19 protein-coding genes and 2 pseudogenes are annotated in these 19,664 nt (G+C 61.6%); 13 read left to right on the top strand and 8 right to left on the bottom strand.

Annotated features, from left to right (window positions below):
- The first annotated feature begins 249 nt into the window (after window positions 1-249).
- From ABUH87_RS12685 to ABUH87_RS12675, 3 genes are all read left to right on the top strand, one after another.
- Window positions 250-2,463, top strand: a complete 2,214-nt coding sequence (locus ABUH87_RS12685; protein WP_367774226.1) for a putative bifunctional diguanylate cyclase/phosphodiesterase — start codon at window positions 250-252, stop codon at window positions 2,461-2,463.
- A 202-nt stretch (window positions 2,464-2,665) separates the two neighbouring features.
- Window positions 2,666-2,941, top strand: coding sequence for an HU family DNA-binding protein (locus ABUH87_RS12680; protein ID WP_367774225.1), 276 nt, complete (start codon window positions 2,666-2,668; stop codon window positions 2,939-2,941).
- 174 nt (window positions 2,942-3,115) lie between these two features.
- On the top strand, window positions 3,116-3,313 hold the full coding sequence (locus tag ABUH87_RS12675; RefSeq protein ID WP_367774224.1) for a hypothetical protein: 198 nt from the start codon (window positions 3,116-3,118) through the stop codon (window positions 3,311-3,313).
- Between the two features lie 206 nt (window positions 3,314-3,519).
- Here the strand turns inward: ABUH87_RS12675 and ABUH87_RS12670 are convergent, their stop codons facing one another.
- The gene (locus ABUH87_RS12670) at window positions 3,520-4,746 is read right to left on the bottom strand and encodes a TetR/AcrR family transcriptional regulator (protein WP_367774223.1); all 1,227 of its coding nucleotides are present in this window, start codon (window positions 4,744-4,746) and stop codon (window positions 3,520-3,522) included.
- A gap of 124 nt (window positions 4,747-4,870) precedes the next feature.
- Here ABUH87_RS12670 and ABUH87_RS12665 point away from each other — a divergent pair, with 124 nt between their 5' ends.
- The 4 genes and pseudogenes from ABUH87_RS12665 (at window position 4,871) to ABUH87_RS12650 (ending at window position 9,512) form a co-directional block, all read left to right on the top strand.
- A complete protein-coding gene (locus ABUH87_RS12665) occupies window positions 4,871-7,456 on the top strand; it encodes a TonB-dependent receptor (RefSeq protein WP_367774222.1) in 2,586 nt (861 codons plus the stop codon).
- Window positions 7,457-7,471: 15 nt separating this feature from the next.
- The gene (locus ABUH87_RS12660; protein WP_367774221.1) at window positions 7,472-8,524 is read left to right on the top strand and encodes a tyrosine-protein phosphatase; all 1,053 of its coding nucleotides are present in this window, start codon (window positions 7,472-7,474) and stop codon (window positions 8,522-8,524) included.
- 75 nt (window positions 8,525-8,599) lie between these two features.
- Window positions 8,600-8,878, top strand: a pseudogene (locus ABUH87_RS12655) (serine/threonine protein phosphatase); the annotation flags it as partial.
- A gap of 493 nt (window positions 8,879-9,371) precedes the next feature.
- On the top strand, window positions 9,372-9,512 hold the full coding sequence (locus ABUH87_RS12650; protein ID WP_367774220.1) for a hypothetical protein: 141 nt from the start codon (window positions 9,372-9,374) through the stop codon (window positions 9,510-9,512).
- 197 nt (window positions 9,513-9,709) lie between these two features.
- Here the strand turns inward: ABUH87_RS12650 and ABUH87_RS12645 are convergent, their stop codons facing one another.
- The 3 genes from ABUH87_RS12645 to ABUH87_RS12635 form a co-directional block, all read right to left on the bottom strand.
- Entirely contained in the window at window positions 9,710-10,048 is a 339-nt protein-coding gene (locus ABUH87_RS12645) for a hypothetical protein (RefSeq protein ID WP_367774219.1), read from the bottom strand.
- 223 nt (window positions 10,049-10,271) lie between these two features.
- The gene (locus ABUH87_RS12640) at window positions 10,272-11,147 is read right to left on the bottom strand and encodes a hypothetical protein (protein ID WP_367774218.1); all 876 of its coding nucleotides are present in this window, start codon (window positions 11,145-11,147) and stop codon (window positions 10,272-10,274) included.
- A gap of 84 nt (window positions 11,148-11,231) precedes the next feature.
- Window positions 11,232-12,458, bottom strand: coding sequence for a S8 family serine peptidase (locus ABUH87_RS12635; protein ID WP_367774217.1), 1,227 nt, complete (start codon window positions 12,456-12,458; stop codon window positions 11,232-11,234).
- Window positions 12,459-12,592: 134 nt separating this feature from the next.
- On the opposite strand from ABUH87_RS12635, the gene ABUH87_RS12630 reads away from it, so the two are divergent.
- Window positions 12,593-13,036 carry an RNA polymerase sigma factor gene (locus ABUH87_RS12630; RefSeq protein WP_419956704.1) on the top strand — a complete coding sequence of 148 codons (444 nt, stop codon included), beginning with the start codon at window positions 12,593-12,595 and terminating at the stop codon, window positions 13,034-13,036.
- Window positions 13,037-13,050: 14 nt separating this feature from the next.
- Window positions 13,051-13,746, top strand: coding sequence for an anti-sigma factor family protein (locus ABUH87_RS12625; protein WP_367774215.1), 696 nt, complete (start codon window positions 13,051-13,053; stop codon window positions 13,744-13,746).
- A gap of 458 nt (window positions 13,747-14,204) precedes the next feature.
- On the opposite strand, the gene ABUH87_RS12620 is transcribed toward ABUH87_RS12625, so the two are convergent.
- Window positions 14,205-14,759: a winged helix-turn-helix transcriptional regulator gene (locus ABUH87_RS12620; RefSeq protein WP_367774214.1), complete on the bottom strand. Its 555-nt coding sequence runs from the start codon at window positions 14,757-14,759 to the stop codon at window positions 14,205-14,207.
- A gap of 349 nt (window positions 14,760-15,108) precedes the next feature.
- On the opposite strand from ABUH87_RS12620, the pseudogene ABUH87_RS12615 reads away from it, so the two are divergent.
- The 4 genes and pseudogenes from ABUH87_RS12615 to ABUH87_RS12600 form a co-directional block, all read left to right on the top strand.
- Window positions 15,109-15,468, top strand: a pseudogene (locus tag ABUH87_RS12615) (DUF1428 domain-containing protein); the annotation flags it as partial.
- A complete protein-coding gene (locus ABUH87_RS12610; protein WP_367774511.1) occupies window positions 15,457-15,825 on the top strand; it encodes a DUF1428 domain-containing protein in 369 nt (122 codons plus the stop codon). The pseudogene ABUH87_RS12615 and the gene ABUH87_RS12610, both read left to right, overlap by 12 nt.
- Before the next feature lie 11 nt (window positions 15,826-15,836).
- On the top strand, window positions 15,837-16,619 hold the full coding sequence (locus tag ABUH87_RS12605) for a VOC family protein (protein ID WP_367774213.1): 783 nt from the start codon (window positions 15,837-15,839) through the stop codon (window positions 16,617-16,619).
- 162 nt (window positions 16,620-16,781) lie between these two features.
- Entirely contained in the window at window positions 16,782-17,261 is a 480-nt protein-coding gene (locus tag ABUH87_RS12600) for a VOC family protein (RefSeq protein WP_367774212.1), read from the top strand.
- Window positions 17,262-17,759: 498 nt separating this feature from the next.
- Here ABUH87_RS12600 and ABUH87_RS12595 read toward each other — a convergent pair whose 3' ends face one another.
- The 3 genes from ABUH87_RS12595 to ABUH87_RS12585 form a co-directional block, all read right to left on the bottom strand.
- Window positions 17,760-18,461, bottom strand: coding sequence for a TetR/AcrR family transcriptional regulator (locus ABUH87_RS12595; RefSeq protein WP_367774211.1), 702 nt, complete (start codon window positions 18,459-18,461; stop codon window positions 17,760-17,762).
- 33 nt (window positions 18,462-18,494) lie between these two features.
- Complete coding sequence (locus ABUH87_RS12590) at window positions 18,495-18,965, bottom strand: hypothetical protein (RefSeq protein ID WP_367774210.1); 471 nt, start codon at window positions 18,963-18,965, stop codon at window positions 18,495-18,497.
- 12 nt (window positions 18,966-18,977) lie between these two features.
- Window positions 18,978-19,664, bottom strand: a 687-nt coding sequence (locus tag ABUH87_RS12585) for an SRPBCC family protein (RefSeq protein ID WP_367774209.1), incomplete at its 5' end; no start/stop codon positions are given.

Below are 19,664 nucleotides of genomic sequence, written 5' to 3'. Positions count from 1 at the left end.
GACCTCGCCCCCTGGTGCCCCGACCTCGGCCTCCATCAGGTTGGCGGAAAGAGAGCTCGCGCTGGCTGGGCAAGAGATTGCCAGCAGAGCGGCGCTCCGAAAAAAAGCCTTCTCCGCAATCGCCCCGCACAGAGTCGCACTTTTCGTAAGGACCAAAGGTCTCTGGAAAACAGCTGAGGCGCGATTTCTACTTCGTTTGTCAACCTGATTTCAATCCGATCTTAAGAAGAGTCGGGCGATTGCCTGCACATGCAAGCCCGCCTGCCCGCTCTGCTCGTAAACGGAAGATCGCGATTCGTCCTGCAGTTCACCTTGCCCGCATTCGCGGCGGTGATCGTGATGGCTATTGTGCTCGGGGGCATGGTTCTGCTGGTTGGTCGAAAAGCCGATCAGCTTGCAATCGAACAACAGCAGCAGCTTCTTGCGACGGTGCTTCAGCAGAAAATTGAAAACACTGCGCACGATCAGGAAGGCATCACGGTCTGGGACGATGCCGTCCGCCACGCGACCGCAGCAAAGCCCGACCTAGTCTGGCTCGACATGAATGTCGGGTCTTGGATGCACACTTACTACGGGCATGACGAGGCGTTCGTCGTGCTCCCTCGAAGCAAGCCGGTCTATGGTATGCGAGGGGGGCACTTAGTTCCCTCGAGCGAATATGATCGGCATGTCGCCAGCATCGCCGATCCACTGATCGCCAAGCTGCGCACGTCCATGCTGCGGCAGGCGACGCCTGCGAACGAACAGAGCTTGAGCCTTGGCGCCATCGACTTGGGAGTGGTGGGAAGCAGACCGGCCATCGTGAGTGCCAAACCGATCGTCAGCGACAGCGGAAAGCTCGTGCAGACGCCTGGCAATGAACCGGTTCATATCGCCGTTCGCTATTTGGATGGTGACTTTGTGAAGGAGCTTGCACAATCCTATGCGCTCCAAGCAGCTCACTTCGCGTCCGAGCGACCGGTCGACGGGCAAAGCTCTGTGCCGCTTCGCAATGCAGAAGGTCAGATTCTCGGCTACTTGGCTTGGCAGCCCTTCAGCCCGGGAACGCTGCTGATCGATCGGCTGCTGCCGCTCTCCGCTCTCGCGTTGTTGCTGGTGTCTTGCGTGCTGATCGTCCTGTTGCGCCACATCCGCCGCAGCACCCTTGCGCTTGAGGCCAGCGAGGCGCAGGCGCAGCATCTGGCATTCCACGACACGCTGACGGGACTGCCGAACCGCACCATGTTCGACGACCGGCTTGCGCATGAATTGGCGAACGCACGCGAAACTGGCGACGCACTTGCGCTCCACTATCTTGATTTGGACGGCTTCAAGAATGTCAACGATACGCTGGGACATCCTGCGGGCGACGAGTTGATCCGCGCCGTATCAGCTCGACTTCAGAAGGCGGTTCGCAGCAGCGACTTGGTCGCACGCCTCGGAGGCGATGAGTTTGCAATCATTCAGCGAACGATAAGTTCGCCTGCCGAGGCTGAGATCCTATGTCTTAGGCTACTAGAACTTATCAACGAGCCATTTTCCATCGCCGGCACCCAGGCGCGAGTGGGCGTCAGCGTCGGCATCGCGTTTGGACCTGCCGATGCTGACGATAGGGCTGAACTGGCCCGGAAGGCCGACATCGCTCTTTATGAAGCAAAGGCGGCGGGTAAAGGACGCTTCGTCTTCTTCGCAGAGGGCATGGATGCAACTATCCGCCACCGCAAGCAGATCGAAGCGGATCTGGGCGCTGCGCTCGATGCTGGCAACCAGTTGGAGGTCTACTATCAACCGCTCTACTCCCCTGATGAAGGCTGCATAACAGGGGCCGAAGCGCTGCTTCGATGGCATCATCCCGAGCAGGGGATGATCTCGCCTGCATTGTTCGTACCCATCGCTGAGCAAAGCGGGCAGATCGTGAAGATCGGTGAGTGGGTGCTTGAACAAGTTTGCAAAGACGCACTTACGTGGACAATTGGATCGGTATCGGTGAACGTCTCTGCCGTTCAGCTCCGCAGACCGGATTTCGCGGAGCGGGCGCTCATGATCCTGGATCGGAATGGCTACCCCGCGGAGAGGCTCGAGATTGAAGTCACGGAAACCAGCTTCATCGAAAATGCCGCTGGTTGTGAGGCCAACCTTGCACGCCTGCGAGCATCGGGCGTGAAGGTCGCACTGGACGACTTCGGCACCGGGTATTCCTCCTTCAGTCATCTTCGCGCGCTAAGCGTCGACCGCCTGAAGATTGATCGTTCATTTGTCAGCGGGATCGGCTCTGCGAACGATGGTAGTCCGATTATCAGTGCAATCATGGATCTGGCGAGGGCTAGCGGTCTCAAGGTCACCGCCGAAGGTGTCGAGACGATCGAACAGCGCCGTTTTCTCTCAGGAGTCGGCTGTAATTCACTACAAGGCTTTTTGATGGCGATGCCCATGCCTGTCGCGGAGATGAACGACGCACTTCTCCGCGGTACTCAGCCGGCATAGGCGTCTGCATGCGCGGTGACCCACTTCGCTCGGGGTATCTCAGTTCCGGTGTTCCCGCGGAGGTCATCGGACGCAAAACACCCGCGTCGTCATGCGCTTCGCTCACCTGCGCACAGGTTTCGTGAAGGCCATGAACTTGTGACTGCCACGATCTCAGCGCTTAGGCGTTGCGTTCCTTTATCGCCCACCAGGAGTTGCAAGAATGAACAATAGCGATCTCGCTGACAATGTTGCCGGATCGGCCGACATGTCGAAGGCCGATGCCCGGAAGCTCGTTGACGCCGTTTTTACGGCTATAGCTGACGCGGCCGCAAAGGGTGAGGAGATCTCACTCAGCGGCTTCGGCAAGTTCAAGGTGAAGGACAGCCCCGAGCGCGAAGGCCGCAACCCGGCGACGGGCGAACCGATGAAGATCAAAGCTTCCAGGAAGCTGAGCTTTACGCCTGCCAAAGCAGTGAAAGACAAACTGAACCCCTAAAGAGCTTCCGGATACACATAGTCGATCTCTGCAGGGAGCAGCAGACCCGTCGGTTTCACATCGAGTTATTCGCGTGAGGAACCAAGCTGCTTCCGCAGAGGTTTAGACCAGTAAGCACTCAAGCTTCTATAAGCATGTGACCCCACGAACGGAAAAGCTCGGACGGATAACCAGATGAAGCCCGGCAGCATCATCGATGAGCGATCTCAGCACCTTAGGCCGGCTCTGCAGGCTGTCTACGCGAATGTGGTGGCGCAGCCCATTCCCTCCGACATGATGGATCTGCTGCGTGCCATGGACGATGTGCCGCAGAAGCGTGGATTCTCCGGTTGGAACCGCGGGCAGCGGTGTAACCGCACGAAGGGTGATTAGACCATGCATCGTGGCAGTGCTCAAAAGTCCAGGACCGCTCTTGCGACACCCGGCCCTTCTGAGCTGCTTCTGGAGGCATCCATCGAACGATGCTATCGCTCCCCAGTAGCTCCGGCAGGCCGAGCTTCTCACCGTTAAACGGTGCCGGCAGTTCATCATCCGGGCCAGAAAACAAGCGCAAAGCGCCTGGAGCGAGCGTACGGGACTTACGCGCCCACTCCCATCAGATCTGTCAGCACCTTCAACTCGCTCTCGAGTTCGGCGGCAGCGTTTGCGCGCGCGCTGCCCGCGTAGCGGCGGAACTGGGCTGAGAGGAAGCTTGAGAACAGTGCCCCCTCCAGAACATTTACGGTCCGGCGATTTCCGATGAGCGATTGCAATGTCAACCGCGACGTCCGGCCGCGGAGATAGCGAAGTTGCGCACCGAGGCTTCGCAACTCGGCGTCTCGCGCAGCGGTAATGACAAGATCGTCACTCGCATCCGTGGGCCTGTCCCGCAGAACAGCCTGTGCGACGTTGTCGATGAAAGTGCTAGTGCTTGCGGGGGGTGAGGGCTCCCTCGGCTCCGCTTGGCGCGTGACCAAGCGGGTATAGATGCCCTCAAAGGCTGCCTCCAGAAGAGCCGACTTGGTCCGGAACCTGTGCGACACGGTGCCAAGGCTGACACCAGCCCGTTCTGCCACTGAGCGATGGGTGATGCTGGTCGCGCCCCCCACCGCGATCATGTCTTCCGCGGCCTTGAGTATCTGCCAGGATTTCTCATCCCATGTGCGGGCCGCAGGCAGGGAGCGCATGGCCTGCGCCTGCGCGAATTCGCGCCAAGGAGCCGCTGGTGCGGGTTTGCCGGCAAGCCAGGCGGCCAAGCCACGTGCGGTCTCTTCCAAGGCAGCCTGATCGACAGTGCGCCGCCACCGCAGCATGTGCAGCAGGCTTTCGCTGTCGAAGATGCGTTCCACAATCGCGGTGCTGGCTCCCAGCGCGAAGACACGCGACGCGCGGCCCCAGAAGTCTGCCCACAGCGCGCGCCATTGCTCCTCCTGCTCGCGGAACTGCGCACTGCGGCCTGCCATTAGTGCGCACTCACGCCGGGCGAATGCGAGCGGCCGGCAGGCCTGCGTCCATTCGTCGACAATGTACGCGAAGAAGCCCGCGAAGCTCTCGGGAGAGCCCGCGAAACCATCAAGCTGCTCGATCTGTTGGTCACCCCAACTCTGCGCTTGCGCAAGGCACGCCTGCTGACTGGCTAAGAACAAGTGTTCCAGAGATCCGAAGTGATGATAGATGGAAGAAGCCGATGTGCCAGCCATCTGACTGATCTGGCGTACCGACATGCATGCTCTTCCTCGGCCTTCCCACTGGTTCGAAACCGTGGAGATTAGCCGAGAGTATGACGGATCCGCGTCGTTTCTATGAAGGTTTAACTTTGTCGCCATGACGTTCTCCCGGGCATTGTCTAGCAGATTGCATGCCTCTGCACGAGAGCGCCCGGGTGTCACGCAAGGTACATACAAACGTTCTAGCGGCGCCTTGACGTGATCTACAGTCGGGGGCAAGCTCATGAAGTCAAATTCTCACCTACTCCAGCGGACGAGTGCCATTGCCGTCGCTCTTGCAGCCCTGTTTTTCAGTTCCTCTGGTGCTCTCGCGAAGGACACCATCGCGGCTGAGGTCAGTGATGAGGGCGGAGATGGCGGGGAAGCCATTGTGGTGACAGGCTCGATCGTCTCGGCCCAAGAGGACTCGATCGCTGCAAAGCGTCGCGCAGACAACCTGAGCGACATCGCCGCCGCGGATGCAGTCGGCCGCTTCCCTGACCAGAACGCCGCTGCTGCGCTCTCGCGTCTGCCCGCGGTGGCAGTACAGCGCGACCAAGGTCAGGAGCGTTACATTCAGGTGCGTGGTGCGCCCAATCGCTGGACCTCTGTCAACATAGACGGCATTCCGGTGATCGGGGTCGACGAAGGGGGTGACACGAGAGCATTCCGCTTCGACGCGATTCCGGCCGTTCTGCTCTCGCAGATGGTCGTGAATAAATCGCTGACTTCTAATCTGCAGGCAGACGCGGTGGTCGCTACGATCGATCTCCAGACCTACTCGCCGATGGAGCAGCGCGGCCTGCACGTCTCGGGTGACCTCGGCTATGGCTTCATGGACCTGGGCGACGGCGAGCAGCGGCAGGGATCTTTGCGGCTCTCCTGGTCCAACGACACCTTCGGCTTCGTTCTGGGGGGCTCGCATTATCGCCGCAAGCAGCTGACCGACAATCGCGAGGTCGGCGCGTATGATGCCAGCGGACCGACGGAGTTCGACATCCGCCAGTACCAGATCGAGCGCTGGAGCAATGGTCTGTTCGCCGGGGTCGAGTACCAACCCCAGGAAGGGCAGCGGATATACGCAAAAGCCATTTTCTCGGAATTCAACGATGACGAGCAACGCAACCAGTACGAGTTCCAGCTCGCCAACTCGAAGGTAAGGGGCACTCGTAAGCTGGAGGCGGGCGAACTTACAAACGTGCCGCTGCGCGGAAGCTTCAACTACGGTGAGTATCGCAACCGCAACTACATCGGCACCATCGGCGGCGACTACGAGGATGACGACGGGTTCACCGCATCGTTCAAGATGAACTACACCCGCATCGATAACTCCACCTATCTGCCGCTGGTGCAGGGCAGCACGAGCGATGCTAACGCGATTTCGCTGGCATACGACAACAGCGATCCGCGCTTTCCCATTGTCACTCTCGCGAATGGCAGCCTGAATCAGGCGAACCTGGACGCGGCACGCGCTTATGTGATCGCGGGAAGGCAGGAGACGGTCTCCGATACCTATACGGCCAAGCTCGACATCGCGAAGGTTGTCGGCGCGGTGACGTTTTCGGCAGGCGGCCTCTATTCGGACCGAGAGATCGATGGCACCAACTTTGCCTTCACCAACGTGGTGCCGGTCGGAGCACTCGGCGCGGGAGTTGGGCAGCCGTTCGACATCAACAGCTACGTGACCGGGGAGCCATGGGACACCGGTTTCCCTGCTGGCGTGACTTTCAACTATGTAGACAATCGGGCGATGCGTCGCGACATTGACAGCTTGCTGGACAAGCTTGCCGCATCAGGTGGGTACAACCCTGCGAACGACGTGGGGCCGACCGACCGTTACGCTCAGGAAGAGAAGACGCTCGCCGGGTATGTCATGGCGAAGGTTGAGAGCGGCCCCCTTACGGCCGTGGGCGGCGTGCGGGTTGAGCATTACAGGATGGACAACGGGGGGGGCGTACGATCCGGCGCTGTCTTCACGCCTCTGACGTACAAGACCAGCAAGACTGATTTTTTCCCCAGCCTGAATATCAAGTACGCGGCCACCGACGACCTGGTGCTACGTCTTGCCGGCCAGCGCGGCATCTCGCGCCCGGCTTTCGGGGCAATTCGCGTGGGCGCGGCGATCAACGACACGGCAAGTCCGGGCACGATCGGCGGCGGCAATCCCGCGCTGAGGCCCGAATATACCTGGGGTGCTGACGCCAGCGTCGAATACTATCTGCCCGGAAACGGCTTGGTTGCCATTGCCGGGTTCTATCGCTGGGTGGACAACGTGTTCTACCAAAGCCAGATCCCAGTGGGTTCGGACTTCTACGATTTCGGCGGAATGGACCGTTCCGGCTACCTGCTCTCGAGCACTTATAACGGCGAAAGCGGTAAGCTCTATGGCGTCGAGTTCAACTTTCTCAAACAGTTCGACTTCTTTCCCGGCGCACTGTCTGGCTTTGGTTTCCAGGGCAACCTGACGCTGCTGGACGGCGACTTCGATACGCCGACCGAGCAGAATATCGCATTCCAGGGGATGTCGGACACGGTTGCCAACGCCTCGCTGTTTTACGAGAAGTACGGGATCTCGGCCCGCGTCAGCTATCAGTGGCGGTCGGACTGGCTGGACACTCTGGGCGGCCTGGGCAGCGGTGAGTACCGCAAGGGCTACGAGAATGTGGACGTCTCGCTTCGCTACGCTTTGACCGAGCAGTTCATGCTGTTCGCTGATCTCGCGAACCTGACCAACGAAAAGTACATCGCTTACGACGGCACGATGGCTCGCCCGACCGAGGTCGAACAGATCGGCTCGCGCTATCTATTCGGTGTCCGCTTCAGCTACTGACTTGGGAGAGAGACAATGTTGAATGTGACTATTCGGGCGCTAATGGGTGGAGCGCTCACCTTTGCTTGTGTTCCTGCTCTCGCTCTTGAAGCAGCTACAGTGACGCGCGTCGATGCTGAAACTGTGGAACTGAACGTAGACGCGCTCAAGCCGCGATCGATCTGGATCAGTGCGGATACGCAGGTCGATGCAAGCGACCAGCGCGCATTGCTCCCAGGGACGGACGGCAAGCTCAAGCTGACCATCCCGGCGAGCGAGCGGCGCTACGTCATCGTCCGGGATAGCCACGGCAAAGATACTGTCGTAGCCGAACGTGCCCTGCCTCTCGAGCAAGGCAGCAACTTCCGCGATGTGGGCGGCTACATGACCAAGGATGGCCGCACCGTGCGCTGGGGCAAGGCGTTCCGGTCTGGCGCCATGCCGCTGCTCAGCGATGCGGACTATGCTCTCGTCGAACAGCTTGACCTTGGCACGGTGGTAGACCTGCGCTCGCTCGATGAGCGTGAGGTCGCCCCGGATCTTCTTGATGACCGCACGGGGGCCCTGTTTATCGCGAACGACTACTCGCTCAAGCCGCTGATGGCGAAGATGCGCCAGGGCGACGGCGAAAACATGTACAGTGGCATGGAGACGCTGCTAGCACCGCAGCTCCGGTCGCTGTTCAAGCAGCTGATCGCCGGAGATAAAGCCGTGGTATACCACTGCTCGGCAGGACAGGATCGCACCGGTATCGCGACAGCGCTGCTCTACGACGCGCTCGGCGTGGACCGTGAGACAATCCTAAAAGATTACCATCTTTCGACTTTGCTGCGCCGGCCCGAATGGGAGATGCCCAAGGTTGATCCCAAAGACCATCCGAACAACCCGATCGTGCAGTATTACTTCGCCAAGGTAAAAGACGAACCTATGAAGGCAGAGCCGCTCTACACGCCGGGGGGAGTTTCACATCTTGCACAGTTCTTCGACCATCTCGATGGGGAGTACGGAGGCTCGGCGGGATATCTGAAGAAGGAGCTGGGCTTTAGCGACCAGGACCTCGAGAGGTTGCGTGCAGTCATGCTCGATTGATGGTCGACGGCATCTCATCGACGGTGTCAAAAACTCAGGGCGGGAGCTCGGCGCGGTGCCGGGGTAGGAGATAGGATGAATTCGCTTTGGCATTACACTCGCCGGGCCTTGCTGATCGGCAGCCTTGCACTCGCGCTGGGGACTACGCCGGCATTCGCCCGTGACGAGATCTTCACGATCGCGGTGATCCCGGATACGCAGAACTATCTCGACTACACGCACCAGAAGCAGGAGGGGTTTCCCTTCGACGCAAGCGCGATGTTCCTCGATCAGATGCAATACATCGCGAACAATGTTGAAAGCCGTGGCGGAGACATCGCTTTCGTGAGCTCGCTTGGCGACGTCTGGCAGCATCAGACGCTTGCCAACATGAAGCCTGCGAAGCCCACGGTCTCGGTGGTGACCTATTCAACACATTACCGGAAGCGGAGCATTGAAACCCCGCAGTACGTAAGCTGGTACAAGGAAGAGGAGCAGCCTGAACTGTCTGACAGAGAGTTCATGGAGAGCGACGATTTCGCGGTCGCGCTCGACGATTTCCACAGTCGCTTTGAACAGGCGGCAGCGACCGAATAGCGACGGTGGGTGCGGGACATTGCCGGTCGGCGGAGCTCGAGTAATAAAGGCCGGCACGCTTCGTCGCGCTTGCCGGGCCAGATGCCCGTCTGCACATGTTTTTTGGGCGAAACGGTTTGTCTCGCAAAACGGCACCGGGGAGACAATCTCGGCAGCACGGTGGGCAGACGCAGCAGGGAGGCTGGGCTCTCATACGAGGCACTTGAGGCGCCAGCTGCCCGCTCCTCATATCTGAGATCATGCCACAGGACGACGACCGCTCGAGCCTCGCGTGGGCCGTTCGCGCCGCGGCAGCGCGCGGGCTCACCGCGAGCTCATCGCCGACGGATCGATCGAGATCGTGAAGATCGGGAGCGTCACCGTAATCTCCATGGCACAGCTGAAGGCGCTCGTTGAGCGTCCGGGCGATTAGGTCTGCTTCCTTGGATGCTCCGGAGTGGCGGCTTACAGGAGCGCGACTGGGTCGGCCGCTCGGCGCGGCCAAGACGATCCCACAAGCAACTTTGTTCTGATTGAAAATCGGGACGGATGAAGGGTCGGCACTGCGGCAACACAGTCATCGATTTCCCCGCGCAGAATGATGGGCCCGTCCTGCCGGCGTGCATCCGATCAGCGTTGCTTCTTCGTGACGGCCGCAGTGAAGTCGGGATCCTTGTTTGCGACCCAATCAACGAATTTGCGTATGTTCGGATTCTCCAGGAGACCCGCCACCTCCAACCCGTGGCGCTGCAGTTCGGAGTTTGTGAAATTTGCGATCAGCGTCTGCTGACATATTGAGTGCATCGGTACGACGTCGCGACCACCGCGGCTCTTGGGGATGGGATGATGCCAGACGATGGTCTTGCCAGTCGCCCGGCCACAGAGCCAGCAGAGCACCGGCGCTGTTGCAGGCGCGTCTTCTTGGGGGAGATGGTCGTAGGGATCGTACTTCGAATGCTTGCGGGCCATTTGCTGATCTATCTGCCTGAATTTTGCTCGGTCTATAGCCGAGGCAAAGGGGCATGACACTGCCAAATCATGACCTTGCACCTACGGTGCGAACGGAGGGGGCATGCCAGTCGAGCGGCTAGACCTCTGAGAAGTCGGGGTGTGGAATGCGCAGCTTAGGGGGCGAAAAGGTACCCGAAGCGCTCCCAATACGCTTCGGGTACTTGGCCGGGACTTTGAAGAGTCAGCGCTCGTTGACCGCGTCTTGCTGGCTGCCGACGTGTTTGATCTGACCTTCGCTCATGGCCGATATCACCGCGTTTCCGCTGGCAGAGAAGTTCGCGGCCGGCAGGGTGACAAGCTGCCCGTCGATCTTGACGAGCAGTTGCTGCGCCTCGCCGCGAGCATTCGACAGGACACGGCGAACCCGGCCGATGCGTTCGCCGTCGGGCGAAAGCACCGGCATGCCGCTGGTCACAGTGAAGGCACCGTTGCCGCTGCCCGAGCCGCTGGCCGAACTTGACATGGGGCCACCGGCGCCGCTCGCCGAACCGGAGCCGGACGCGCTGCCCGACCCGACCGAGGACCCGCCTAGCAAGCCCGAGGCGCCCGAGATCAGGCTCAGGCCTTGGCCCTGACCCTGTGCCGAGCCGGCGGCGCTGCGCCCGCGCTGCACGGTGCCGGAGGTGGCCCCTTGCGCCGTACCGCGAGCCGACTGCAGGGTGCCGGCCACGGCATCGGTGCCGATGAGCTGTGCGTCGATGCTGCCCGACCCGGTGACGCTGCCGTTGCCCGAAACGCTGGAGGTCAGCGAATTGACCGGGCTGGTGACCGAATTGGCAACGTCACCGCTACCGTTGGTGCTGACGCTGCGGTCAGCCTTCACACGGCCGCCCTTGCGGTCGACGCTCTGATCGCCGGTGCTGGATGTTGCGCCGCGCAAGGTGCCGCTGCTGCCCGAGCGGACGCTGTCCAGGGTGCCGCCGATGGAGCCGGCGCCGCCGATCGTACCACCCAGGGTTCCGTTCAGCGCGCCCCCGATTCCGCCGCCGCCCAGGATCTGAGCGTGAGCGGTCGTCGAAAGCAGAACCGCGGTGGAAAGTGCGATGATGATGCGCATGAGTGAATTCCCTTTCCTCAATCTGGCGAGAGGCGTTTGCCGTCTCTCGATCGGAGAACGAGGGGGTTTGGGCGTTTAATCCATCTATTTTTTTCGGGCGCAGTTTCGGCACAACAGCCCGCGGCCGAACACCGGGTCGGGACCCTTGCGGCCGAGGTCCAGGGCCTCTCGGTCGAGCGTGGATCTCACGCCGGTATCCAGCGCCGCGGCGGCCCGCGCGGCGACGAACGGCACGGCGTAGGACGTGCCGCGCACCCTGTTCCATTGGCCCCGGGCATCGGCGGCGAGCATATCCGCACCCGGGGCCGCATAGTCGAGATGTGCGGCGCGCCCGGCCTCGATTAGTGCGCGGCCTCGGCCATCGACGGCAGTCACAGCAATGACGCCAGGATAGGAGGCCGGATAGGACGGCGGTGCGGCCGGCCCGTCGTTGCCCACTGCGGCGACGATATGGACGCCGCGCCGCTGCGCCGCCGCGATTGCACGGGCGACGAGCGGATTGTTCGGACCGACGAGGCTGATCGAGACCACCCGCACGCCTTGCACGCCGATCAGCCAGTCGAGTCCGCGCGTGAGGGCGAGTGCGTTGCCACCAGCGGCATCGGTCCCGTAGACATCGGCCACTGCGATCCGCCGCACGCCCGCCAACTGCAGCAGTGAGGCGACCGCGCTGCCGTGGTGGCTGGGAGTCGGCGCGCCTCTGGCGAAGCCGCGTATCGCTGCGACGGGAATGGAAGCGCCGGGGGCGCCGTCGATCACGCCGACGGGTTGGTCGATCGGAGCGGCGCGAGCGAGGCGCGCCGCCCGGCCGGAAACCGGCGCGCCCGACTGGAAGTGCAGCGTGTCGGCTGAAATGGTCGCATTGGGCAGCACCCGCCTCAGCGACACTTCGGCCTCCGCCAGCGACTGCCGCGCGGGGGTGCCCAGGCGGACCACGGCGATGTCGAGTGTGTTCAGCCGCTCGCGGCCCAGCACCGCGAAGCCGGCGGCTTCCACCCTTGCGACTTCGGCGTCACTCGCGCCGATCAGCAGCAGTTCGCCGCGCCGCGCCGGATTGCCGGCGGCGTCCAGCTCGAGCACCTCGCGGTTCTCCCGCACAAGGTTACGCAGCCGCATTAAGCGTGCATCGGCCAGCCGCGAAGAGCCACGAGCGACGTCGCCGACGGCGCTCTGGACCGGATCGAGGGTGCGGCCTGCGCGATCGAGCACGCCGTTGACCGTTCGGCCTACTTGAGGAAGGCCGAGCTGCGCCGCGGCAGGAGCCGTGGTTAGTGCGGCGAAAAGCAGAAACGGGGTAAATCGGGTTGGCATGACTTCCTTGGACGCGATTTGTGATGAAGCATGGATGAAACGAACGGGCTGCGTCGTTACATCCGGGAAAGGGGAAGAAACTGTCGGTACGCAAGGACGGGTTTGAGGAGGGGCTTTTGGCGTTGCTGCCGCGCATGCGGCGCTTCGCCGCTGGGCTCGCTCGCAACCTGACGGAGGCCGATGATCTTTGCCAGATGACGATCGAACGAGCGCTCCGCAGCCGTGCGCAGTGGCAGGCGGGCACTCGGCTCGACAGCTGGATGTATCGTATCATGCGCAATATTTGGATCGACGAAGGTCGGGCGACAACGCGAAGGATGCAGACCTTCGCCGACCCAGACGAGGGGGTCGCCGTCGGTACCTGTGGCGGCCAGGAGCAACGCGCCGAGTTGACCGACGTCGACCGGGCGCTGGCAAAGCTGCCAGACGAGCAGCGGGAAGCCGTGCTTCTCGTGATGGTCGAAGGCTACTCGTACAAGGAGGCTGCCGGGATCGTCGGCTGCCCGGTAGGCACCCTCAACTCGCGCCTGGTGCGCGGGCGGGATGCCCTGATGGGCCTGCTCGGAGAAGCGTCATGAACGTTTCGAAAGAGATGATCGCTGCCTACGCTGACGGCGAGCTGGAAGGCGAGGTGCTGCGCGAAGTCGAAGCGGCGATCGCGGCCGATCCGAAACTGCAGGCCGAGGTCGACGCTCACCTGGCTCTGAAGGTGCGGCTCGCCAAACGCTTCGCGCCCTTGCTTGACCGGCCGATCCCCACGCGGTTCACCGCGCTGCTCGCGGGCGGCGAGGCCGAGAACAAGGTAGTCGATTACGCCGAGGCGGTGCGCAAGCGTGCGAAGCCGTCTGTGCCGGGTCTGCACTGGCGGAGCTTCGCCGGCGGCGCGCTCGCGGCCTCGCTGGTGCTGGCGCTCGTTGCCTTCGGGCTCAGCCAGCAGTCGTCGGCCGGCTATGCCGAGGGACAGCTCGCCGCGGCCCTTGACAGCCAACTCGTCGAAACGCAGTCGCCGCAGGCGTCGGTGCGCATTCTGCTGAGCTTCCGCGACGGCGGAGGCCGCTTCTGCCGCGGGTTCTCCAGCGCGGCGCAGTCTGGCGTAGCCTGCCATGACGAGCGCGGCTGGAAACTGCGCAAGGTGATCGGCGGCCAGAAGGCCGGGGAAGGTGAATACCGCCAGGCCGGCAGCGCAGAAGCTGAGGTGCTTTCTGCGATCCAGGATACTGCTCAAGGAACAGCGTTGGACGCAGAGGGTGAGCGGAACGCAATGCTCGCCGGGTGGCGGAAGAATTGATTTCCTTGACCGCACGCGGGTCTTCTTCAGCAGGTTGGTTGTCGAGCAAGGCAAGTGCGGCGTGGCGGAAGCCGCTGTTTACTCACCAATAACCCAAGCTCATGTCTTTTTACCTTAGACGCTTACCGCAGAGGCGGGGGAGGCTGCCGGCAAATGCAGCGAGACCTGTTCGCACAATGGTGAGGAACGAAGTACAGGAACCCTGCGTGAGCCAGAAAAAGCTTCTATTTTCCGCTTTCGAGCATCGCCATTGCGCTCGTAATTGCTGAGACTTGCGCATACGTCGGCCTTGTTCTGTTTACAGCCAACCTGTGGAAGACGAGGGACTATCCTGGGCCGTCACTGCCGGCTTCCATCCCCGGCTGCATGCGCAGCGGTGAAGCTACGGCGAGACCTGTCTGACTGTCCGTCAGTTTTCGGCCAGATTCCGATCATCAGCGCGGTCGTGGAACTGTATTCTACCCGATCTTCTCCGGCAGCTCGAACAATGTCATGAACTTGTCAGCGATGGCCAGATCGCCCTCGATGCGGACACCCATATCTTCCGCCGACACGCCGACGTAGAACATTGCCGCGAGCGCTGGTCCGGACGGTGCAACGAAAATTGTATCGCAACTCTCCGGCTCGGCGCGTTCTACCGGCATCCGGCCCTCCGCCAGTTCCGCCACGAACCCCACCGTGGGAAAGCGGAAGCCGACGCGTGTATGCCGGTCGCCCGCTTTCGCCGGGTCCAGCATGGTGCGCAGCGAAAGCATGAAGCTGGCGGGCGATAGAGGCAGCATGGGATTGTGCTGCGTGCTTTTCGCAGCCCAGCGGCCGAGTTCCTGGATCAACGGTTCGGCTGCATATCCCCACTCGGTCAATTCATAAACCTGCGCCCCCGAAGGCGGTGGCAGCACGCGTTTTGCCAGCACGTTGGCCACCTCGAGCTTTTCCAGCCGCTCGGTCAGGACCTTGGCGGAAATTCCGGGCAGGTTGGAACGCAGCGCAGTGAAACGCAGTGGTCCCAACATCAATTCCCTGACCACGAGCAGCGACCATCGCTCGCCCAAGATTTCCATCCCGAAGGCCGTGCCGCAAGCATCGTTATACCACCTGCCGTGCACGGCCGACCCTGGATTGGTTTTCTTTTGTAACGTCATTGTTGCTTTTAGTAACTATCGCACTCATCATTGGCAAGTTCGGAGTCGTAGCCAGTGGAGAGAAGCCCGGCATGACCCAGATGGTTTTCATGACGCGGCCGGTGGCAGCTTCCCGGCTCCTGCCGAGCTCCAGGGCATTGCAGGCCGGAACCGGGGCTCCGCCCGCCAAGCGATGGCGCACGGACTTGCTCTTATCTGCCGCTATCCGAGGAGAGAGACGATGAGCTATTTCGACGGTTTCGTTATCCCCGTTCCCATCGCCAACAAGCAGCAATTCATCGACCACGCCACCAAGGCTGACGCCGTGTTCAGGGAACAGGGTGCCACGCGTATCGTGGAAGCTTGGGGTGACGACGTTTCCAAGGGCAAGCTCACCGATTTCTGGGGTGCCGTGCAAGCCAAGGATGGCGAGACGGTCGTCTTCAGCTGGATTGAATGGCCTGACAAGGAGACCCGCGACAAGGTCATGGATCGCTCCGAAGAGTGGATGAAGGACCCGCGTATGGATCCGGAAAAGAACCCCATGCCCCTTGACGGCAGAAGGCTGATCTATGGCGGGTTTGCGCCATTGGTTGAGGAAGGCGAAGGCCGGGCGGGAAGCTATATCGACGGCTTCGTCATTCCCGTGCCAGATGCGAAGAAAGACGCCTATCGCAGCATGGCGGCCGGAGCATGGCCGCTGTTCAAGGAGTTCGGCGCGCTGCGTTTGGTCGAGGCATGGTCCGACGACGTCTCCGACGGCAAGACCACCGATTTCCGCCGCGCGGTGAAGGCCACGGACGACGAGCAGGTCGTCTTCTCCTTTATCGAATGGCCCGACAAGGAAACCCGCGACGCCGGCCAGAAGAAGATGATGGAGCAGGACTTCGACGGAGAGATGCCGTTCGACGGCGAGCGCATGATGATGAGCGGCTTCCGCCCGATCGTCGAACTTTGAGGAGATCGGATATGGCAGATATGCAAGGCGATTTCATCTGGTACGAACTGATGACCAGTGACGCAGACGAAGCGCAGGCATTCTACGAACCGCTGCTCGGCTGGAAGTTTGCAGGCAGCAATACGCCGGATATGGATTACCGGCTTGGCAGCACCGACTGCACCGAAGTGGTCGGGATGCTCGAATTGACCGATGACATGATCAGGGCCGGTGCGCGTCCTGCATGGATAGGCTATATCGCGGTCGACGACATTGCCGCGTCCATTGCAGCTCTGAAAGACAAGGGCGGACAGCTTTTCAAGGGGCCGAACCACCTCGAAGGCGTGGGCCACATGGCGATGGTGGTCGACCCGCAAGGCGCGCCGTTCTACCTCATGCAGCCCGAGGGCGCAGGCCCTGCGACCTCATTCGCAAAGTACGATCCGAAGGTCGGCCACTGCGCCTGGAACGAACTGGTGACCGACGATCCAGAAGCCGCCGATGCCTTCTATACCGCCATGTTCGGATGGAAGAAGGGCGAGGCGGTGGATATGGGCGAGATGGGTCTCTATCAGATGTACACGCAGGGCGATTACACCTTGGGCGCGATGATGAAGCGTCCATCGGAGATGCCAGCCTCGGCTTGGGCCTTCTATTTCCGCGTGCCCAATATCGACGTGGCGAGAAGCCAGGTCGAAAAAGGCGGAGGGAAGGTCGTCAGTGGCCCGATGGAAATTCCCGGCGGCGAGTACGTTTTCCAGGGCTTCGACCCTCAAGGAGCGTTTTTCTCCGTTATCGGTTCCAAGGGGAGTTGAACCACGGCCGGGTTTCAGGTCGGTGGCCAAGTCGATCGGAGCCTCGGCGTTGGTTCAATCTTCCGACCACAGGCATCAGCGGATTGTATCGGTAGGCTGCACGAAAGTCCTGCTTGCCCGGACGCCGAGGCAATCGAACGAGATTAAGCGAGGAGAACCAGAATGGCTGACAAGCTCACCACGGTGCTCTGGTACGACGGCGATGCGGAAGAAGCCGCACGCTTCTACGCCGAGACCTTCCCCGACAGTTCAGTCGGCACCATCTTTCGCGCGCCCTCCGATTTCCCGGGCGGCAAGAAGGGCGACGCGCTGACGGTCGAATTCACCGTCTTCAGCCGTGCCTTTTCCGGCCTCAACGGCGGGGACACCTTCAAGCCCAACGAAAGCGTCAGCTTCATGGTGGTGACCGATGACCAAGCGGAAACCGACCGCTACTGGAACGCTATCATCGGCAATGGCGGGCAGGAAAGTGCCTGCGGCTGGTGCAAGGACAAGTGGGGTTTCAGCTGGCAGATCACGCCGCGCACGCTGCTGGAAGCGCAAACGGCGGGCAGTGATGAAGCCCGGCGCGCCTTCGAGGCGATGATGACAATGCAGAAGATCGACGTCGCCGTGATCGACGCCGCACGCAGGGGAGACTGAATCTAGGCCGGGCAAGATTACAGGCGCCGCGTTTCTCTCGCTCGACGGAGTGGTGCAGGCCCCGGGTGGCCGATGGGCATCCGACCGGCGGGTTCGACGAAGGCGACTGGGGTCTCTAAACTCCGGGACGAAGCTATCGAGGAGGCCTTCGGATCACCGTTCCCGGCGATTACGACCTGCTGCTGGGCCGCCGGACCTATGACATCATAGCCGCCTACTGGCCCTATGCCGAAGGCGAGGAGAAGCTGATGGGCGAAGCCTTCGAGAGGGCCAACAAAACCGACCCCCGCAATCCGAGTGCCTTCATCAACCACCTTGGAGGGCCTATGGTGGTTCATCGCTGCGCTCTCCCGCTTTGGATCTTGCGTGACCGCCGTTTCTAAGTGTTCGCCTGGACCTTTATTGCGCATGCCGTACGCGCGCGCTCGTGGTCGTTTGGGGATCTGTAGCTTGGGCCGGGTTTGCACCGCCGCCGACCTGCCGGCCGCTGTGCGCGCCTCAGGATCGGGGATCTTCCGGTCGATGGGCCACGGCTCCCTTGAGGAAGATCCGCGTTCTGTAGGTAATCTGGCGTTCGTAGTCGTCGGGAGCCATGCGGCCCCAGACGGCCAGCTGTACCGAGCCTTCCACTACCAGGATGAGGAATGCTGCAGCCGCATCATGGGCATCCGGAATTTCGGGCTCCATGGGCCGTAGGCGCCGCCTGAACAACTCGGCCAAGTAGCCGATCGTCGGCTCCGCGGTCTGTTCCCACAGGTAACGGGCTACGTCAGGATCGCGGAAGACTTCGGTGTTTGCGATGCGTATCAGGCGCATGCCTGAAGGCTTCTTGATGTTGGAGACCCACAATCTAGCGATGGCAATGAGGGTCTCTTCCAGATCGTCGGTCTCGGCTTGGCGCAGTCTCTCGGCCGGCACGATCCACTGATCGATCGCTCGCTGCAACGCGGCCTTGAACAGGGTCTCCTTGTCCCCGTAGCGTGTATAGATCGTGCGTCGCGACATGCCGACTGCGGCGCAGATCATGTCGATGCTGGTGGCATCGAACCCGTTGTCGAGGAACAGGTCCAGCGAGCGGTCCAGTAGCTCCTCGTTGCGGGACTCGATCATCTCGCGCGTTGGTCGGCCGCGCCGGGGCCGGGCGTCCGATGCGGCTCGCACCGGCTTGCCGGTAAACAGCTTCGTCTTGGATGCTTCCATGGGCACCCAGCATAGAACCCAAGCCGCAGCAAGTCATCCCGCGATGTCGATGCCTTGGTAGCTGGCGAGCAGGGCCGGATCCGGCATCGGCATTTGCAGGTAGATGTCGAGGTGGCGGATCTTTCCGGTATCATCAAACTCGTAGACCGAGACAGAGTTGACCGTGCTGCTCGCCTCTCCCACGCTGGAGCGTTCTTCCAGTTCCAGCAGGACGACATTGCCGTTCTCACTGACGCGCTTGAAGGAGCAGTCCCAGTCCGAACTCTGCGCCCAACCGTGCAGGAAGCTGCGATACGTCGGCCAGTCCATCACTTCCATGAAGTTGCCCACTCGTTCGAAGCTGGCGGTGTCGACTGCGGCCGCAAGCTCATCCCAGCGGGACTCAGTGAAGGATGGCTGCTTGGCCGCATCGACCAGCCCCTTCATCAGCTGCGAGTACTCGAGCACCTTGCGCGAAAGGCCGGTGTATTCCCCGATGACGTGGCCGATAATCTGATGGCTCATGACAGCGTTCCTTCAGCCTTGCGCCGCGAGATAGCGGTCGAGCACGGAATGGAACCGGGCGATGCTCAGCTCTTCGTGGACGAGCGAAATGTGCCCGAGGCCCGAATTGCGCAGACCCTGCTGCTGGCGAGGCATCTGCTCGTAATCCTGCTGGAGGGCGAGGAAGTAAGGATAGCTGTTCGGTTCGCTAACCTCGACCGGGTCCGCACGATACTGGCTCCGCAGAGCCTCTGGCAGCCACATATACGCCGTGACATGCCAGATGCAGCGGTTCGGATCGCCGCTGGGGTGCGGGACGGCCATGATGGTCGTCGCCTCGCCGGCGCGAATGGTCATGAAGAAGTTGGGGAAGAGGAACCAGCCCTGGTTGTCGCTCATCTGGTCGTCGGTCAATCCGCTTACGTCCAGCCCCTTGGCGCTTAGCGTCTCGCGCGTGGCCTGCTGGAGCAGAGTGCGTACGGTCACGCCGTCAGGAAATGCGAGAACTCCGGCCGCATCGCGATAGCCGTATATCAGTTCCTCGAAGCGCGGCAGGGCTTCGGCAACCGTCGGAAAGGTGCCGGGTAGCTGGCGGATTCCTTCAACCTGATCCTCCAGGCTGCATTCGGCGGTCCGCTTCACTTCGAAGGGGGACACTGCCATGCCGTGGTCGCCGAAGAAGCCGTGGCGGCTGCTTTTCGCCTCGAGATCGATGACCGA

The organism is Novosphingobium rhizovicinum (assembly GCF_040813635.1).
Lineage (GTDB): Bacteria > Pseudomonadota > Alphaproteobacteria > Sphingomonadales > Sphingomonadaceae > Novosphingobium > Novosphingobium rhizovicinum.
This window is presented reverse-complemented; position numbering and strand designations above follow the sequence as displayed.

Excerpts from the sequence above, each read along its gene's own strand:
- ABUH87_RS12640 (WP_367774218.1), bottom strand. The coding sequence starts at position 11,147 with ATGCGCATCATCATCGCACTTTCCACCGCGGTTCTGCTTTCGACGACC.
- ABUH87_RS12680 (WP_367774225.1), top strand. The coding sequence starts at position 2,666 with ATGAACAATAGCGATCTCGCTGACAATGTTGCCGGATCGGCCGACATG.
- ABUH87_RS12630 (WP_419956704.1), top strand. The coding sequence starts at position 12,593 with ATGCGGCGCTTCGCCGCTGGGCTCGCTCGCAACCTGACGGAGGCCGAT.
- ABUH87_RS12600 (WP_367774212.1), top strand. The coding sequence starts at position 16,782 with ATGGCTGACAAGCTCACCACGGTGCTCTGGTACGACGGCGATGCGGAA.
- ABUH87_RS12625 (WP_367774215.1), top strand. The coding sequence starts at position 13,051 with ATGATCGCTGCCTACGCTGACGGCGAGCTGGAAGGCGAGGTGCTGCGC.
- ABUH87_RS12645 (WP_367774219.1), bottom strand. The coding sequence starts at position 10,048 with ATGGCCCGCAAGCATTCGAAGTACGATCCCTACGACCATCTCCCCCAA.
- ABUH87_RS12620 (WP_367774214.1), bottom strand. The coding sequence starts at position 14,759 with ATGTTGGGACCACTGCGTTTCACTGCGCTGCGTTCCAACCTGCCCGGA.
- ABUH87_RS12635 (WP_367774217.1), bottom strand. The coding sequence starts at position 12,458 with ATGCCAACCCGATTTACCCCGTTTCTGCTTTTCGCCGCACTAACCACG.
- ABUH87_RS12670 (WP_367774223.1), bottom strand. The coding sequence starts at position 4,746 with ATGGCGACAAAGTTAAACCTTCATAGAAACGACGCGGATCCGTCATAC.
- ABUH87_RS12605 (WP_367774213.1), top strand. The coding sequence starts at position 15,837 with ATGGCAGATATGCAAGGCGATTTCATCTGGTACGAACTGATGACCAGT.
- ABUH87_RS12675 (WP_367774224.1), top strand. The coding sequence starts at position 3,116 with ATGAAGCCCGGCAGCATCATCGATGAGCGATCTCAGCACCTTAGGCCG.
- ABUH87_RS12660 (WP_367774221.1), top strand. The coding sequence starts at position 7,472 with ATGTTGAATGTGACTATTCGGGCGCTAATGGGTGGAGCGCTCACCTTT.
- ABUH87_RS12590 (WP_367774210.1), bottom strand. The coding sequence starts at position 18,965 with ATGAGCCATCAGATTATCGGCCACGTCATCGGGGAATACACCGGCCTT.
- ABUH87_RS12685 (WP_367774226.1), top strand. The coding sequence starts at position 250 with ATGCAAGCCCGCCTGCCCGCTCTGCTCGTAAACGGAAGATCGCGATTC.
- ABUH87_RS12665 (WP_367774222.1), top strand. The coding sequence starts at position 4,871 with ATGAAGTCAAATTCTCACCTACTCCAGCGGACGAGTGCCATTGCCGTC.
- ABUH87_RS12595 (WP_367774211.1), bottom strand. The coding sequence starts at position 18,461 with ATGGAAGCATCCAAGACGAAGCTGTTTACCGGCAAGCCGGTGCGAGCC.